The 14816-nt window shown below is 56.4% G+C and carries 9 protein-coding genes and 2 pseudogenes; 3 read left to right on the top strand and 8 right to left on the bottom strand.

The features are described 5' to 3' along the window. Positions 1–21 precede the first annotated feature (21 nt). Both ABCW43_RS16310 and ABCW43_RS16305 read left to right on the top strand, forming a co-directional pair. Positions 22–445 (top strand): annotated as a pseudogene (locus tag ABCW43_RS16310) (DUF7256 domain-containing protein); the annotation flags it as partial. Next, on the top strand, positions 434–1162 hold the full coding sequence (locus ABCW43_RS16305) for a DUF6892 domain-containing protein (protein WP_445738967.1): 729 nt from the start codon (positions 434–436) through the stop codon (positions 1160–1162). The pseudogene ABCW43_RS16310 and the gene ABCW43_RS16305, both read left to right, overlap by 12 nt. Positions 1163–1268: 106 nt before the next feature. Here ABCW43_RS16305 and ABCW43_RS16300 read toward each other — a convergent pair whose 3' ends face one another. The 3 genes from ABCW43_RS16300 to ABCW43_RS16290 all read right to left on the bottom strand — a co-directional run bounded on the left by ABCW43_RS16300 (position 1269) and on the right by ABCW43_RS16290 (position 6588). Beyond that, the gene (locus ABCW43_RS16300; protein WP_345926271.1) at positions 1269–2969 is read right to left on the bottom strand and encodes a tetratricopeptide repeat protein; all 1701 of its coding nucleotides are present in this window, start codon (positions 2967–2969) and stop codon (positions 1269–1271) included. Between the two features lie 1107 nt (positions 2970–4076). Continuing rightward, positions 4077–4646, bottom strand: coding sequence for a hypothetical protein (locus tag ABCW43_RS16295; protein ID WP_345926269.1), 570 nt, complete (start codon positions 4644–4646; stop codon positions 4077–4079). 820 nt (positions 4647–5466) lie between these two features. Beyond that, positions 5467–6588: a helix-turn-helix transcriptional regulator gene (locus tag ABCW43_RS16290; RefSeq protein ID WP_345926268.1), complete on the bottom strand. Its 1122-nt coding sequence runs from the start codon at positions 6586–6588 to the stop codon at positions 5467–5469. A 1065-nt stretch (positions 6589–7653) separates the two neighbouring features. On the opposite strand from ABCW43_RS16290, the gene ABCW43_RS16285 reads away from it, so the two are divergent. Next, complete coding sequence (locus tag ABCW43_RS16285; RefSeq protein ID WP_345926266.1) at positions 7654–8493, top strand: trypsin-like serine protease; 840 nt, start codon at positions 7654–7656, stop codon at positions 8491–8493. A gap of 1362 nt (positions 8494–9855) precedes the next feature. Here the strand turns inward: ABCW43_RS16285 and ABCW43_RS16280 are convergent. The 5 genes and pseudogenes from ABCW43_RS16280 to ABCW43_RS16260 form a co-directional block, all read right to left on the bottom strand. Then, positions 9856–10530, bottom strand: coding sequence for a hypothetical protein (locus ABCW43_RS16280; protein WP_345926264.1), 675 nt, complete (start codon positions 10528–10530; stop codon positions 9856–9858). 661 nt (positions 10531–11191) lie between these two features. Further along, positions 11192–11581: pseudogene (locus tag ABCW43_RS16275) on the bottom strand (malate synthase G); the annotation flags it as partial. Between the two features lie 111 nt (positions 11582–11692). After that, the gene (locus tag ABCW43_RS16270) at positions 11693–12136 is read right to left on the bottom strand and encodes a GlcG/HbpS family heme-binding protein (protein WP_345926262.1); all 444 of its coding nucleotides are present in this window, start codon (positions 12134–12136) and stop codon (positions 11693–11695) included. 484 nt (positions 12137–12620) lie between these two features. Next, a complete protein-coding gene (locus ABCW43_RS16265; RefSeq protein ID WP_345926260.1) occupies positions 12621–13340 on the bottom strand; it encodes a ribonuclease activity regulator RraA in 720 nt (239 codons plus the stop codon). 231 nt (positions 13341–13571) lie between these two features. Next, positions 13572–14816 (bottom strand): aldehyde dehydrogenase family protein (locus ABCW43_RS16260; protein ID WP_345926258.1); only part of this gene is annotated, 1245 nt, incomplete at its 5' end.

The following is a 14816-nucleotide window of genomic DNA, read 5'->3' as shown; positions in this document are numbered from 1 at the left end:
CCGGGAATAGCTGAGTTTTTGATGCGGAAACGAGAGCTGATGATCGGCATTGCCGCAGCCGCGGTCGCAACCATGAACGGAGTGCAGGTGATGGCGGCATTGAACGAGAATGTGGACGTCGCAGCGCTCGCTGGCTTGAGGCCCGGAATGCCGATCTCTAAGGTTGAGGAAGCAATGGGTTCCGCCTGGAAGCCGCCTGCCCCACATAAGGGCGGAAAGATTGACCTGCTCGAGAACAGTCGCGGGTTCGTCGTATGGATCGATCGGCATGCTCAACTACAATCATCGTTTCCTGCACCCGGTCGGCGGGATTGCGATGGGGATGAAGATCGACCAGGTGCGCGCCGCCATGCCGTCCCTTGAGATCGGCGACGATCTTGCGATGATGCGAGGCGTGCGCATGGGCGTGCGACTGTTTCCGGAAGGCTACACTTTGCGTGTCCGGCTCACCCTCGAGACCGTCAACGAAATCAGCTTCTCCAACCCCGCAGCGGAATATCCGGAACCGACGGAACCACCCTACCCAGCGGCAGCCGGCAAGGCCGGAGCGCCGTTTGCTGATCCAAATCTCAAGCTCGTCGTCCTGTCTTCGCTTCTCGACGCAAAGCAGATTGACCTTGGCTCACCCGAACAGGTCGCCACGCACGTCCTCGGCCGAGCCGTCGATCTCGAGGACGAGGGATACGAAATCATTCCTGAGGCGCTGGACTATCTGGTGCGGTATCCGCTCACCGACGAGCTTCTCGCCTCAGTAGAGGAGATCGAGTTCGACGGCGGAGGAACCGTCTATGAATACGCCTGGTATTTCTGGGACGGCGAAGACAACGTCTTCGATGTGAAGGACCTGTCGGGACTCGAGCTTTGCACGAACCTCAAGAGCTTTTCTGCGATCTCGATGATCGGAAAGATCGACGTGCGCGTCCTAGCGCAATTCCAGAAACTGGAAAAACTAAGGCTCAGCACCGGGATCGATCACATCGAAGCCCTGCTCGAACTGCCTGCGCTGGAGGAAGTCAGGGTCCTCGATGACGATGTTTACAACGAGGTGACCACGGCCGGCACCTCAACGCGGCGCATCTTGGAGGCTCTGAAGCATCGCGGGGTTCGTGTATGGGTACACTGGGTGTCTGCCACGGAACCCACCCCGCCAGCTTTCGAATGACCGGGCGTGGAGATGAAAGCGCGGGAGAATGTTTCCATCGCATGACGCAGTCGGAGATTTTTTGGCGTCTCAGACCGAAGAAACGCTCGGTCGACCCATCGTTCGCTTAGCCCTGACCGGCACAGAGCGCATCGATTGCGGCCATCGATCCCGATCCCAGGCGGCCGTCGATCGCGCCTTTATAGTTGTGGTCCTCCGCCAGACGGGATTGAAATGCCCGCAGGAACTCAGGCGTCCAGTTGCTCCACGATTCCTTGAATCGGGCGCATACTTCCGCGCTCTGCTTCATCGCCATCTCTTGAAGGTCAACCGCCAGCGCGACGTCCTTCTTCACTCCCCATCCCCTTGAGAAGAAGATGGCCAGGTTCGAGTTCCCCCACCCCTGCCCCGCAGCTCCGGCTTTCTCGTACCACCGCCCGGCCTCGACGTAGTTTTGCTTAACGCTCCATCCAGCGGCATAGAATCTGCCGACCTGGTTCATCGCATCTTCGTCACCCAATTCGGCGGCTTTTTTGAACCAGACGAGCGCTTCCTTATAATTTTGCTGCACGCCTGTGCCGTCTCTGTATTGAATTGCCAGATAGAACATTGAAAGCAATTCTCCAGCCTCAGCACCTTTCTTGTGCCACTCGAAAGCTGAGCGATCGTCTCGGGGAGACATCTGTTCGTAGGCATCAGCGATCCGCCAATAGACACCCACTCCCTTTTCGATCGCGTTGCGGTAGTATTCAATAGCGCGCGGGACATCCCGCTGCACGCCTTCACCATTTTGATACATTCTGCCGATCTCGATCAGCGCACTATTGTCACCGAGTTCAAGGGCCTTCTGATACCAGGCCATAACCTTCGCGAAGTCCTTGTCTGCAGTTTTCGAGAATCGGTAGACCCTGGCCAGCGCGTCTGCCGACGGGGCATCACCTCGCGCTGCACCACGCTCCAACCATTGCAACATCTGCTCGGTGTCCCCCGCAAGTTGATAATACCTAGCGATTTTGGTAGTTACCTGGGGAAGGGCTTCCCAAGCCAGCTTATCCCACGTCCAGGCCTCTTCGGCGTCCTGTGGCACACCACGGCCCAAAGAATATGCTTCTCCGAGAAGCCGATAGGCGTGCGGCATTTTGAGTTCTGCTGCCTTCCTGTACCATTTGAGGGCGATCGCGTCGTTTTGAACCTCGGTGAGGTATAGATTTCCTAAGGCCATGAATGCCTCACCCGTTTCGACGCTCGTCAGCCAGTTAACGGCCAAATCGACGTTCTTCTTAGGGCCTTTTGAATAATATTTACCGATCTCTACGACGGCTTCGGGGTCGCCTCGACTTGCGGCCCGAGTGTAGAGTTCAACTGCCTTATCAAAATCCTTGGCGACGCCCGAACCAGTGCTGTAGGCATCCGCGACGGCGACAGCAGCCCGCAAACTTCCGAGGCTGCTCGCGCGGTCAAAATAGTAGAATGCCTTCGCGAAGTCCTTAGACTGCCGATATGCGCGGCCGGCTTGATAATTCAGTCGCGCATTTTGCGGATCGGCAGCCACGGCTGCGGCACAAGGCTCGACGGCCTCGGCTGATGGCTGTTCAACTCCAGCGACATCGGCGGGCTTGTCCTTGTCTTTCGGATCAGCCGCCAGACGGTCGCATTGGTTCCGTGTGTCCGTACTGATCGCACCACCCGATGAAGACTGCTCCCTGACGAATTCGCCTGGCCCGGATTCTGCCGAACCAGACATCGGAACCTCATTGCCTTGAGCAGCAGCCACAGCTCCCGCAACCAAAGACACATAGGCGAATGCAATGATCGTCGCGATATTCACTGTACGCCTCATCACAACGTCAATCCGGCAGAACGCAAAGCAGGTTCTTCTTCTCCCGCATGTCGCACACGACGATCCTCGCGAACCAGGGAAGCTTCTTCGAGGTTGCGACACTGTCCTGTTTTTCCCCGGGGTCGAGAAGGTCGGATTGCCCCCAGCCTCTTGCGCCCCTCTTTGTGACGCAGTCAGCACCCCGACCTTGATCATAGTAGCAGGTCAAAACCTTGATGGGATAAGAGCATTTGTTGCGGATAGTTACCGAGTCCCAGTCTATTGCCCCCCTGTTTGGAGCTGGCTTGATCTCAGCACAGTCCGCAGACCCGTAGGGAGCAACTCGATTTGGGTTTTCGTTGACTGCTACGACTTCCCCCTTCTTGCCCTTGAGAATTCGTTCCCGCGTGGCACCGGCCCAATCCGGATCGGGATCAACATTCACTTTTTCTTCGGGAGGTTCCGCAACCCTTGGAGTCATCGATCGAGTTGTCGATGGAGATGCTTGCTCCCGTTTGGGGGTCGGAGTAGTAGACGTGGGCGGCCTGGAAAGACGGAAATATTGATAATAGTCCAGAGAACAGATGTTCAAAGCCTGCTTATATTCGTTCCATAGGCTTTCCATTCTAGCAGCCCGCCGGTCCGGCCACCCAGGCATGGGGATATCATCGCTGTAAGCAACATGAGCACGCAGGCAATAGGCAACATAATTACATCCACTATGCTCGTAATGGTGAGTTGAGCCAGATTTGCATGGCTGCGCTGCAAATGAAACCATCGCAGGGGAAAGCAACGTTAATAGTGTCATAATAAAAGAATAACGCCTCATCCGTGCCCTAAACACAAGTAAATCCCCTCTTTTTACTGAACACCTTCCGTAATGACTGCAACAGATCAATATCGTGTCCCTTTTGCGCAATCTGTTTCATGTCTTAAGCAAATTGCCGCCTGCGACAGGACATATCCAAGCCTCCAAGACAGACGACTTCGGGGCAATGATGCCGGCGGACCGATGGCTCGTCGTTCGCATTTTTAAGGGAGGACCTGCGGTCGCGGATCACCTACGGTTACCTCCCGATTCCCCGAACAGTGGTTATGGGATCGGCGTGTTTGGAGTCAGTCAACCTTTGCTTTGCAGTCCTTCGCAATTTCAAAGAGGTTGGATAACATAGCTACTCTCGCGGCGTCGCCAAGCTGACGATGCACTGCGATTGCCTTCGGGAAAAAGGCGATCAATCCATCCAGTGAGTCGTTTGTATTGTTATAGTCATCAAGCCTGCGGGCTGCCTCCGATTCACGGGTGCAGCCGCCCAGACGGCGACTGCTCTCCCGCGTGGTTGTCCGTGAATTATTTGCAGTGGCGTCTTCGTACGCGGTGCATTTGACCCCCCCAATACTCTTGCTGGATATGGGCTTGGTACCAAAGAGGCTCTCCCGCTCGGTATTGGCGTTGCGCAAGAGCGTCGTATGAGGAGTGGCATCAAGATAGTATTCGACCTTGGAACAACTTTTGGCCGAACTCGAAATTCGTACCTCTGCGGTATAGCTTGGCGAAGCACCGCCCGCAGTAATTATTTCCAGCCTACCCGCACATGCGCCAACGGGCCTTTGGAAATTGCACTCGGCTCCCAACGACGACGTGGGGCTGACAAAGAGGAGACTGGCGGACACGAGAAGATACTTCATCTAAAGCTCCCTAACTGGCAAACGGGAAACGACAGAAGACAACAGCAATAAGTTGACGGGTATCGAAGCTCACCCTCGGTTTTGTGACTTGCCTGGAGTGATGGCGGCTTGGCCGCCTCGATTGTCTAGGAAACCACCTAGACAATCGAGGCGGCGGCCGATCGGCAAGTCCCATCGGTCCTACATATCCCTGGGGTGCTTGGGTTTGCATGAGCCATTTACGGAAAGTTCATAGTTGCAATAGCTCACATTCCACCCAGCGTTTGCTCGCTTGGACGTCGCTTCGCGGCCGCCGGGCCGGATCGGGCCAAAGCCGCCCCAGCTGCCGTCATCTCCCTTGTAATTGCCCATCACCCGATAACCGCAGTAATTTACGACAAAGCTTCCTTCCATTTGAACGCACGCATAGGCAGGAAGGCCAGCGAGCAGCGCTCCGCAAAATGCGCCAGCGGACAACATTTTTCTCATCTCATAATCCCCCATAAGAACTTGGGAATGATTTATGATTTCAGGCCCATACGCATCCTCCAATTGGGTTATTTCTGATTGCTCTGAGGTCTAAGATTTGAGGAAAGACGCGTCCGCGAACCCAAGCTTTCGTTCACTGTTTGCTTGACGACTCTCCTGGGACCGCAGGTGTTCTCTGGATGCTTTAAGGGGGCGCATGGCACGCAACCGCCCTCGTACGCCCATCGCGAAGGCAGCCAACCGCGCCCACTCAACCAAACTCTTCGTCACCAGGACCACCCAAGATCGCATGCGGTTGCGCACGGCACATGACGAGGGTCTCGGCGCTACCGTATTTCGCCCATCGATGTCATCAAAGCGCGGATGCGGGAAGATCAGCGAGGTTCAAGCGTGTCAGGAGAGCGGCAAGTTCCGCCTGCCGTCCCGTATTTGTCTTGCTAAATATAGAGCGTAGATGGGACCGTGCCGTTTCGTAGGATATCGATCTCTTCTTTGCGACTGTTTGTAAGGTCATACCTTGAGAAACCATCGTTGCGATAATCGCTTCGGTGGCAGTGAGCTCGAAGAGCTGGCGGAGCTGCTGCTGGTTCTGGCGCTGTTTTCCCCCGACATCCTCGATGAGGCAAACGCCAACCGAGTGGGCGAAGAAATCTGGAAGATTGCCGCCGAGACGTTGTATGCGCAGCACCATAGGTCGCGTACCATCCCGCGGTATCGTGATCGAGCCTACAGGTTCGTTTGGATTTAGCCATTTCTCGGCAATTATCGAGCGCATCCGTTTCTGGATTGCGGTGGTAACCTCGGGGACGCGGGAACAGAGGGTCCGATCTCTGATGAACACCTCTTCACCGAAGAGGCGCTCGGCGTCGGGAGTGGCCTCAGTCACGCGGCAAAACCTGTCGAAGAATATCGCCGCGACGCCTGTCGCCCTGAATGCGTCGACCATCCCACCGATCCGGCTCGCCGACATTCCACGCATGATCATCGCGGAAGCCATGAGGCGCTCGCGGGCTTTCTGGAATACCGCGGCCTCCTCATCGCTGAAGACGTCGGAGTCAAGCGATCGGTGGAGGGTGAGGCAGATGAGGTCCTCCGGTGACGAGAAGCCGACGATGCAGGTCCGGCCGATGCCGTGTTTCGCCTGAAAGCGATAATAATCAAGGTGCTCGAACTGGTCGCGGGTGGTGTATTGCTGGTCCCGCATCGTTCCGTCCCTCATCATGAGGGGAATGCCGCGGACACGCCACTCGTTGATGTGCCAGCCATTGGCGAAGTAGTCTTCGAGGCAGGGCCGAACGCTCTCGGTCGCGATGATCAGGTCAGGTGACCGTGCATTCGCCGGGATGATATTCGCGCCAAATGAACCAGTTGCAGCGGTTATCCTATTAAGAATTTTAGGCCAAAGCGAGGGATCGACCGCTGCTTCCAACGACTGATCGAGTGCTTGATCCAGCCCGCACAGATCAATAGGCATGGGGTCTACCAGACTTGATCCTGCCGACGGAACCCGCAACCACGTTGTTGGCGAATATGATGCTGATGCCGAAAGTCCTCGTCGCATCGGTGACGCTATGCGCCAGATGGCAGTTTTTAGTGGCCTGGCGCGGGCCGCGATCCGACTTGTGCAAGTGACCGAGCATCAGCAACTGTTAAAAGCAAAAACGAGACGTCAGAGCAGGCTATACAAGAAATCCCGGAAGTAAAGAGGGGCGCTATTACCCTTTCGGATGGTGATCAGTGGCTGTCTACCTGATAAACTCCACCTGGATCAACTGTGGAGACCCTCGCCCAGCCATCCCGGCCATCCCGTTCATGAACCCTAAATAGGAGGCGGAGCCAGGGTCACGACAAACGTCATGGATGAAGCATCGTTTGGCTCCGCCCTCACGAGATCGAATTCAAGCCGCTCGGCCGCCGTCTGAAGTTCACGACTGGGGTCGATCTGCCTCGACTCCAGCCGCTCCCCCGTAGCATGCGATGCAGGTGAGCAGAGGGACCGATTGAACGTCGGACCAAAGCAAACCCGACGGATCGAGGAAACACAGGTTGCGGATCAGACCTTTCCCGGTGTCGGGCGTTATATCTTTGAGGCCAAACAACAAGCGTAGTCCTGCAGAACCTCCACCAAGGGAGACACCGCAAAATACATGCCTGTTTTAAAATGAAAGTTCTCGCGATTCAGGCATGTTTCGATAGGTGATCGCAGATGGAAACCCGCGCTTCGGAGCGACTGTGTATCAGGACTTGGACAGGGCAAAATCGGGATTCGCCCAGTGCCAGGTAGATATTAAGTTGCCGTCACCATCTCGCTCGCGGCCCTAATCCGCGCGGCATGAAGGCGAGCACACAGCCCTACGGCCGTTAGTAGCTCCTCAGGAATTCGGGCATTGCTTCCTCAGATTTCAGAGGACACGTCGTGAATCATCCATTTTTTTGCGACAGGCACCCTCCAATTGGAGGAGCAACTCGACTCCGCACGGTGGTAAAAATTCTTTGGGCTTCGCGCTGATCTGATCGGCCACCATGGAGGGAAATGTGAATGTTTAGGGCTGCCGTACAAACGCTACTGATCGCCATACTTGTCTCGATATGCTCGCCTGCGTGGTCTGACCCGTTGGGCGTTAGCGACTCGGCCCTGTCCCCGGAGACCAAATTCAGCAGCGGCATCGTCCATATTCAGATCGGCGGTAGCTTCTGCTCGGGTGCGGTGGTCACGAAAAGAAAAGTTCTTTCCGCGGAACACTGCTTCAGGAGAGGCAATGGTAACGGCCTTCCGGTAACCTTCTTCTCGAAGGCGGGCAGGAGGGTGATTCTTTCCCAGCACGTGGTGACCTTCCCAAGACCCGACGATGACAAGTGCTGCGATCTGGCGGTGCTGACATTGTCGGAGGACGTGCCTGCTGGAACGACAATCTTCGGGTTCAGCGACGAACTCTTCAGGCGCTATCAGGAATATGTCGCGCCAGCCAAAGTCATGGGAGACAATTTCAAAGCTGCGTCCCGGTTCACAGACATCTTGGATCACGCCCCGTGGCCCGATCCGATTATGAAAACCGAGGCTATTCTGTTTGAAACATATGGTCGTGGAAGCTACGGCGTTTTTGTCGGCCCAAATGTCAATGGTGGCCTGAAGTCGTGTTCCCTGAAGAATCCGGACAAAAGCCTTGTCATCAAAAAGAACAACACCGGGGTCTGGTCCCTGAAGACGAATTCAGCCTGCGCCGGCAACAGCGGCGGCCCATCGTTCTTCCTCCGCAAAGGCAAACCGTACGAAGAAAAGGGGAAGATCATCATTGCTGGGGTGAATTCCGTCGGACTAGGTCCTGCATCGGTATATTCAGAATCCGGTTATCGATGGTTGAAGAGCGAAGGCATCTGAACAAACGACAATTCGGATTTTCACGCGGGAACCACTGTCGACCCGATGACGATCCCGAGGAGGATCAGCGCGAGAAGATGGGGCTGCCCCGACCCCATCCGCCAGCGAGGTTGCGCGTCGATCACCGAAAGTCATTTTTCAACGATGTCTCCGTTAGCCGCGTCGGCCCATTTCGACTTCCCATCAAATCTTTGGCTGATGGGAATGCCGACGGTCCCGGATTGGCGATTGCTTCGGAATCGTAGCTTTCGGCCCAGCCCCTTTCCGCTTTCCCGGAAGTTCAATCTGGCGTTGATTGCGTCGTGGAGGGTGCAAAGCTCCGTACCGCCACCTAACACCGTATCCGAGCCGCGGGGGTCCTGGTAGATCATCGCGGGAACCCGAGTTGTAGCGAACGCAAGTCCATGCGCTCTATCGACCGCAATTGCATCTTCTGCTGGCTGGACCGACGTTCAAGCAAGCCTTGAAATCCGCGAGATATGCTTTCCTGGATTCGAGGTCAGGCGTATGTTGGGCAAGGAACTGATCCATTTCTCGAATGTATGCTTGGTCCGGGTCGCCATCGCTCATCTCGTTGCGGCGGTACTGCCTCGCCAAGTTCAAACTCTTTTGAAGGTCTGCGATATTCTTCTCAAAGGTAGCCACCAACCCCGCATGGCTTGTCCTTAACGCCTTGCAATCTTTATCCGCTGATGCCAAGGAGTGCGGCCGGTCCTCGTATGCCGTGCACCCTTTGATTGTAATGCTTCTGCGCGAAATCGGACTGGTGCCAAAGAGGCTCTCTCCCTCGGAGTTCGAACTGCGCAGCACAGTTGTATAAGGGGTTGAATCTACGAAGTACTCGGCTTTCGAGCATGTCGGCGCAGAACTCATGACAGTGATCTCGGCCGAATAGCTGGGCTTCGAGCCACCCGCACGATCGATCGATATCTGCGCAGTGCACTTCCCGATCGGCTTGTCGAAATCGCAGTCGGCTGCGTGAGCGTATTCGGCCGAAAGTGACATAAGCGCTGCAACGCATAGGACCTTGAACATGGCATCCCTCTGATTGCCTGTAACAGAAGCGACGGCGGATTGACGTCCCGTCGCCTTCCTCTCCCGAAGACTTATCGAAGACAAGGTTTTGGCACATCCTCCAATTGGAGGATGTGCCAATCGCCAGTCGCCACCGCTCTTGTGCGCAGGTCCCGCCCTCGTATTCAGAACAGAACGTGCAGGAAAATGATGAAGACGGACGGGCGCTGGCCAAGAGGGGAATACTGTCACCATCAAACTGAGCCAAGGGACCAGCGTTAACAGCGTAAAAAAGATTGACGAACTATGTACTACGTCCGTCTCGGGTTCGATAACCGCGAGCCTGCATTACTGGCGGGAAAGCTTCCCGGTGACGTGGAACAGGGGACCACCTTGAGCCGACGACGCGTCGTAGGAAAGACTGTTCCCGCTCACCTTCGTCAGTACAACTGTCACGGTCTCACCTTCGTTGATGTGCTGGTAGGTCATCCGATTGCCCGAAATCGTCCCGTCAATCCGTTGGGGGCCTCCCACGCTAGAGTTTGATGTTCCGCTCCCGTGGTTTCCATTGATCGAGATTTCCAAGGTGACAGGTCCGCGCGCCAGACCCCAGCCGATCGATCCGGTCCAGGTACCTTGGAAATAACGCGCCCCGCCGCCGTCAGCGGCCTCATCGCCGCCCGTCCTACCTCCCTTGGATTCTCTCGACGCGTACTGAGTACATCTTTTGATCTGCACCGATTTTTTAGTGATTGGCTTGGTCCCGAACAAGCTCTCGTCTTCGCTGTTGCCGTTCTTGATAACGGTAGTCTGCGGAGTGTTGTCGAGGAAGTATTCCACTTTCGAGCATGAGGAAGCAGAGCTTTTCACAGTCGCCTCGGCCGAATAACTTCCTTTCGACCCCGAGGTGCTGTCGATCGATATCGTCGCACGGCATGATCCGACGGGCTTGTCGAAATCGCATTCTGATAAGGCGACGGTCGGCGACAGCGTCACTGCAATGGCCAAAATCAGTTGCCGCATTATGCACTCCTTGAAACCTGTATAGACGATCTATACCACGCGAATCTTCCACTTTAGTACTCCAATTGAGGTAGGTTCGCGCGTCCGCTAGACGTTCGGCGGCGTGCCAAGAATTGCGGTTGGAGAGCTTCTCATGGTGGCAAGGCGGCTCGTTGAAGAGCCTTATTAGGTGGATAGACGGGCCGCCTATCGTATGACCGGAATTGGCGTGTTTTCGCCCTCAATTTCTTCAGCGGTAGCTTTTTTAACGGCTTCCGGCTTGGTCAAATGTGCGAGGAAAACACCCCTTACGAATGGATCGGCAGGACCATCGTTCAAAGGGAGACGTGGAACTGTCCATTCGGCAAGGGCTTGGAGGCGGCTCATCCAACAATCGCTGGGGGGAGCTTTTTGGTTTCATAGGCAGAATGTGTTACGTGCAGGAAAGCCTTATCAACCGAAAAGAATGCACGATTCGACCCGAAGGGTAACTCATGGGAGCAGACATCTGGAGACAGTATGTTCGGGATCGTGGCGGGATGCACGTTCACTGGCGCGATCCTGCTCGCGTTCCAGTTTCAGCCAGGCATCTATATTGATCTCCGATTTGCGCCGCTTGCTATAGCGGCAATGCTGGGCGGCCCCCCTGTCACCATTTTTCGTGTCTATCTCGGGGAACGTCCGCACTCGACGGCGTCGTGGCGATCCTGGTCATCAGCAGCATCGGAGCGAGCTGCGGCCCGGCGATCCCGGCAATTTCCGGATCGACCTTGTCGGTCGAAACCGTGAAGTCCGGACCTTCCGGCAGGAGGTAACCGATGTCGCGCAGGAAGGCTTCATAGAGGGCCAGGTCGCTCGGCGCACCGTTCCTGCGATACCAGTCGCCGAGCTTTGCCTGGAAGGCGTCGCGCTTGGCGAGCAGGTCGCGGTTCTTCGGCGCGAGGTCGTGGACGATCTTCGAAAACTCGGAGAAGAACCGCTCGACATCGACACCTGTCGCCGGCAGCGCTTCCGTCACCAGGAAATCGTAGAGTCTAACATCGAACGACAGATTACTCTTTTCTTTGCGCATAAAGGCTTCCAAACGGTCGGGGTTACGTCAATCAGCGCACCAGCCTTTGCTCATCCAGACAGCAGCCGAGACGAGTGCCGCGAGGTTGACATCAGCTTGGCCGGGTTCAAATCACCGGTCTTTCACCAAGCATTCCGAAAGTCTTAGGAAGAGGTCGACGCCAGCCTGAGCACACTCGGCGTCTTGCGCTGGTGTCCCGGAACTCAAACCAATGCCACCAACAACTTCGCCATCGATGACTACAGGGAGACCGCCCGCTACCACCATAAGACGGCCGCCGATGGCGGAATTTATGCCGTAGGCGGGACTGCCAGGCTGGCTCGCGACACCATAGCTTTCGGTGCTTCTCTTGGCGCCGGCCGCAGTGAATGCTTTATCCTGAGCGATGTAAGAACTGGTGACCTTGCCGCCATCCATCCTCTCAAACGCCACCAATTGTCCCGACTCGTCTGTGACGGCAATACACATCGGCACGCCGATCTCTTCCGCCTTAGCTCTCGCCCCTGAGATCAAGACCCGGGCATCATCGAGGCTTACCCGATTAATCCTCAGCATACTGTTCCTTTCAACTGTCCCTAAACAACAAAACGTTTTGCCTCGAAGGGCCGGCCTGTCCCGATAACCGTTCTTGCGCCCGACACGGTTTGCTCGCGACGACGTCGACATTTGCGCGCGGGTTGAAACCCAATATGTCAGCCGTTCAGTACGATGCAGCAGGCTTCCCTCATTTTTCCACGATGCGGCAAAGTCCGGCTGTCCTCACAGGAACAGCCGGCTTTCATTCGGGAAACCGGTCCTGTTCGCTTGGGAGCAGAGACCTGCTTCGATCCATACCTCGATGAGCGATAGATCGGGGAACGGGAGTCTGCGTGGGCAGAAGGTTCCGGCGTCAAGCCAGACGGTGCACTACCGTTTCGAATCCCTCCGTCAGACGGTCGTGCCCCGACATTCTTGGCAATCGGCCGTTTACCCGTGAGACCGCACATCGGTTAGACGGGTTGCGCGCCGCCTGATACCCCGCCTGTGTCAAAGGTCTATCTCAGCGACCCGTCCTTTGACGCCACGCTTTGTAGTCAACCAAACTCTGTTCATCTGTGGCTGGATACAGTCCGAGAATCGATCGCCCGTTGATGACTTCCTCGGTCACGAAATCCTCGTACGTAGTCATTTCAACGGCTTCCTCGGCGATGTCGTCAGCAAGATGCGCTGGAATGACGGCTACACCTTCATCGTCACCGACAATAACGTCGCCCGGGAAGACGGGCGTGTCGCCGCATCCGATTGGGACGTTGATATCGATCGCTTGATGAAGTGTGAGGTTGGTAGGAGCCGAAGGCCGATTGTGGTACGCCGGGATCCCCAGCTTCTCAATTTCCGGGGTGTCGCGAAAGCCTCCATCCGTTACGATTCCAGCCGCGCCCCGCACCATCAGTCTGGATATAAGGATCGATCCTGCGGATGCCGCGCGCGGATCTTTGCGGCTGTCAATTACAAGGACTGCGCCTGACGGGCAGATCTCTACCGCCTTCCTCTGAGGATGCTCGCGGTCCCGAAAGACCTCAAGCTGATTAAGATCTTCCCGTGCTGGCATATAGCGAAGCGTAAACGCTTCACCGACCATCGTTCCTGAATGCTTATTGATCCGATGGACGTCTTGAATCCACTGGTTCCTCAAGCCCCGCTTGTAGAGGGCGGTCATGAGGGTGGCCGTCGAAACAAGTTTCAACTTCTCGCGCGTCTCGACTTTCAGGTTCGTCAATTTTTTGCTCCTCGCTAGCGCATCGCCGCGGGAGGAGACCCGACGTACTACTTGCGCGTCATTGAAATGGATCGACCCTGAGGAACCAGGGACAGGTCATCGCCAGCTAAGAGGCTAGCGATGACAATGATGTTGCTTGATTCACTCTTCGTTGCACACACAAAACATACGAATTTGCACAAATATGTCAATAGTTGTATTTCAACTTGTCCGACTGGTCGGGTCGGATTTTCACGCCATTGTGTAAGCTGTTTTTACCACGGTGAAGAATTCGGCAGCGAACTTGCCCTGCTCGCGCGGGCCGAAGGACGAGGCCTTGCGACCGCCGAAAGGCACATGGAAATCGACGCCGGCTGTCGGGAGGTTGACCATCACCATGCCGGCCTCGGCATGGCGCGTGAAGTGCGTCGCATGCTTGAGGCTCGTCGTGGCGATACCGGCGGAGAGGCCGAATGGCGTGTCGTTCGCGACCGCCAAGGCTTCCTCGTAACTTCTGACTCGAATAACCGATGCGACCGGTCCGAAGATTTCTTCGCGGGAGATGCGCATCTGGTTGGTCGCTTCGGTGAACAGCGTCGGCTGGAGGTAGAAGCCGGGGGTGTCGCGCTTGACGAGTTCGCCGCCGAAGGCGAGCTTGGCGCCTTCGTTTTTGCCGATCTCGATATAGTCGGTATCCTGCTTCAGCTGCTTGTCGTCGACGACCGGGCCGATATGGCTGCCGGCCTTCATGGCGTTATCGACATTGAGCGTCTTCAGCTTCTCGGTGAGTGCTGCGACGAATTTGTCGTGGATGCCTTCGGTGACGATCAGACGGGACGAGGCGGTGCAACGCTGGCCGGTCGAGAAGAAACCGGAATTGGCAGCGGCTTCGACGGCGACGTTAAGGTCCGCGTCGTCGAGGACGACCATCGGGTTCTTGCCACCCATTTCCAGCTGGAACTTGCGGTTATGCTCGATCGAGGCCAGTGCGACGCGTTTTCCCGTGCCGGTGGAGCCGGTAAACGTGATGCCGGCGAGATCCGGGCTGTCGAGCATGGCCTGGCCGACGACCGAACCGCGGCCCATGACGAGGTTCAGCACGCCCTTGGGCAGGCCGGCGCGGTGGAGGATGTCGACGATCGCCCAGCCGCAGCCAGGTACGAGATCGGCAGGCTTGAAGACGACGGTATTGCCGTAGCAGAGGGCCGGCGCGATCTTCCAGGCCGGAATGGCGATCGGGAAATTCCAGGGCGTGATGATGCCTATGACGCCGAGCGGTTCGCGGGTGATCTCGACGCCGATGTTCGGACGGGCCGACGGCACCAGTTCGCCGGTCAGGCGCAGCGCTTCGCCGGCGAAGAAATCGAAGATCTGGGCGGCGCGGGTGACTTCGCCGATCGCTTCGGGAAGGATCTTGCCTTCCTCGCGGGCGAGGAGCGCGCCGAGTTCTTCTTTGCGGGCGAGGATTTCGTCGGAAGTCTTTCTCAGGATCGCGTG

It is taken from the genome of Neorhizobium tunisiense (assembly GCF_039631515.1).
Classification (GTDB): domain Bacteria; phylum Pseudomonadota; class Alphaproteobacteria; order Rhizobiales; family Rhizobiaceae; genus Neorhizobium.
The sequence above is the reverse complement of the archived record's forward strand: the minus strand, read 5'-3'. Positions and strand labels throughout refer to the sequence as shown.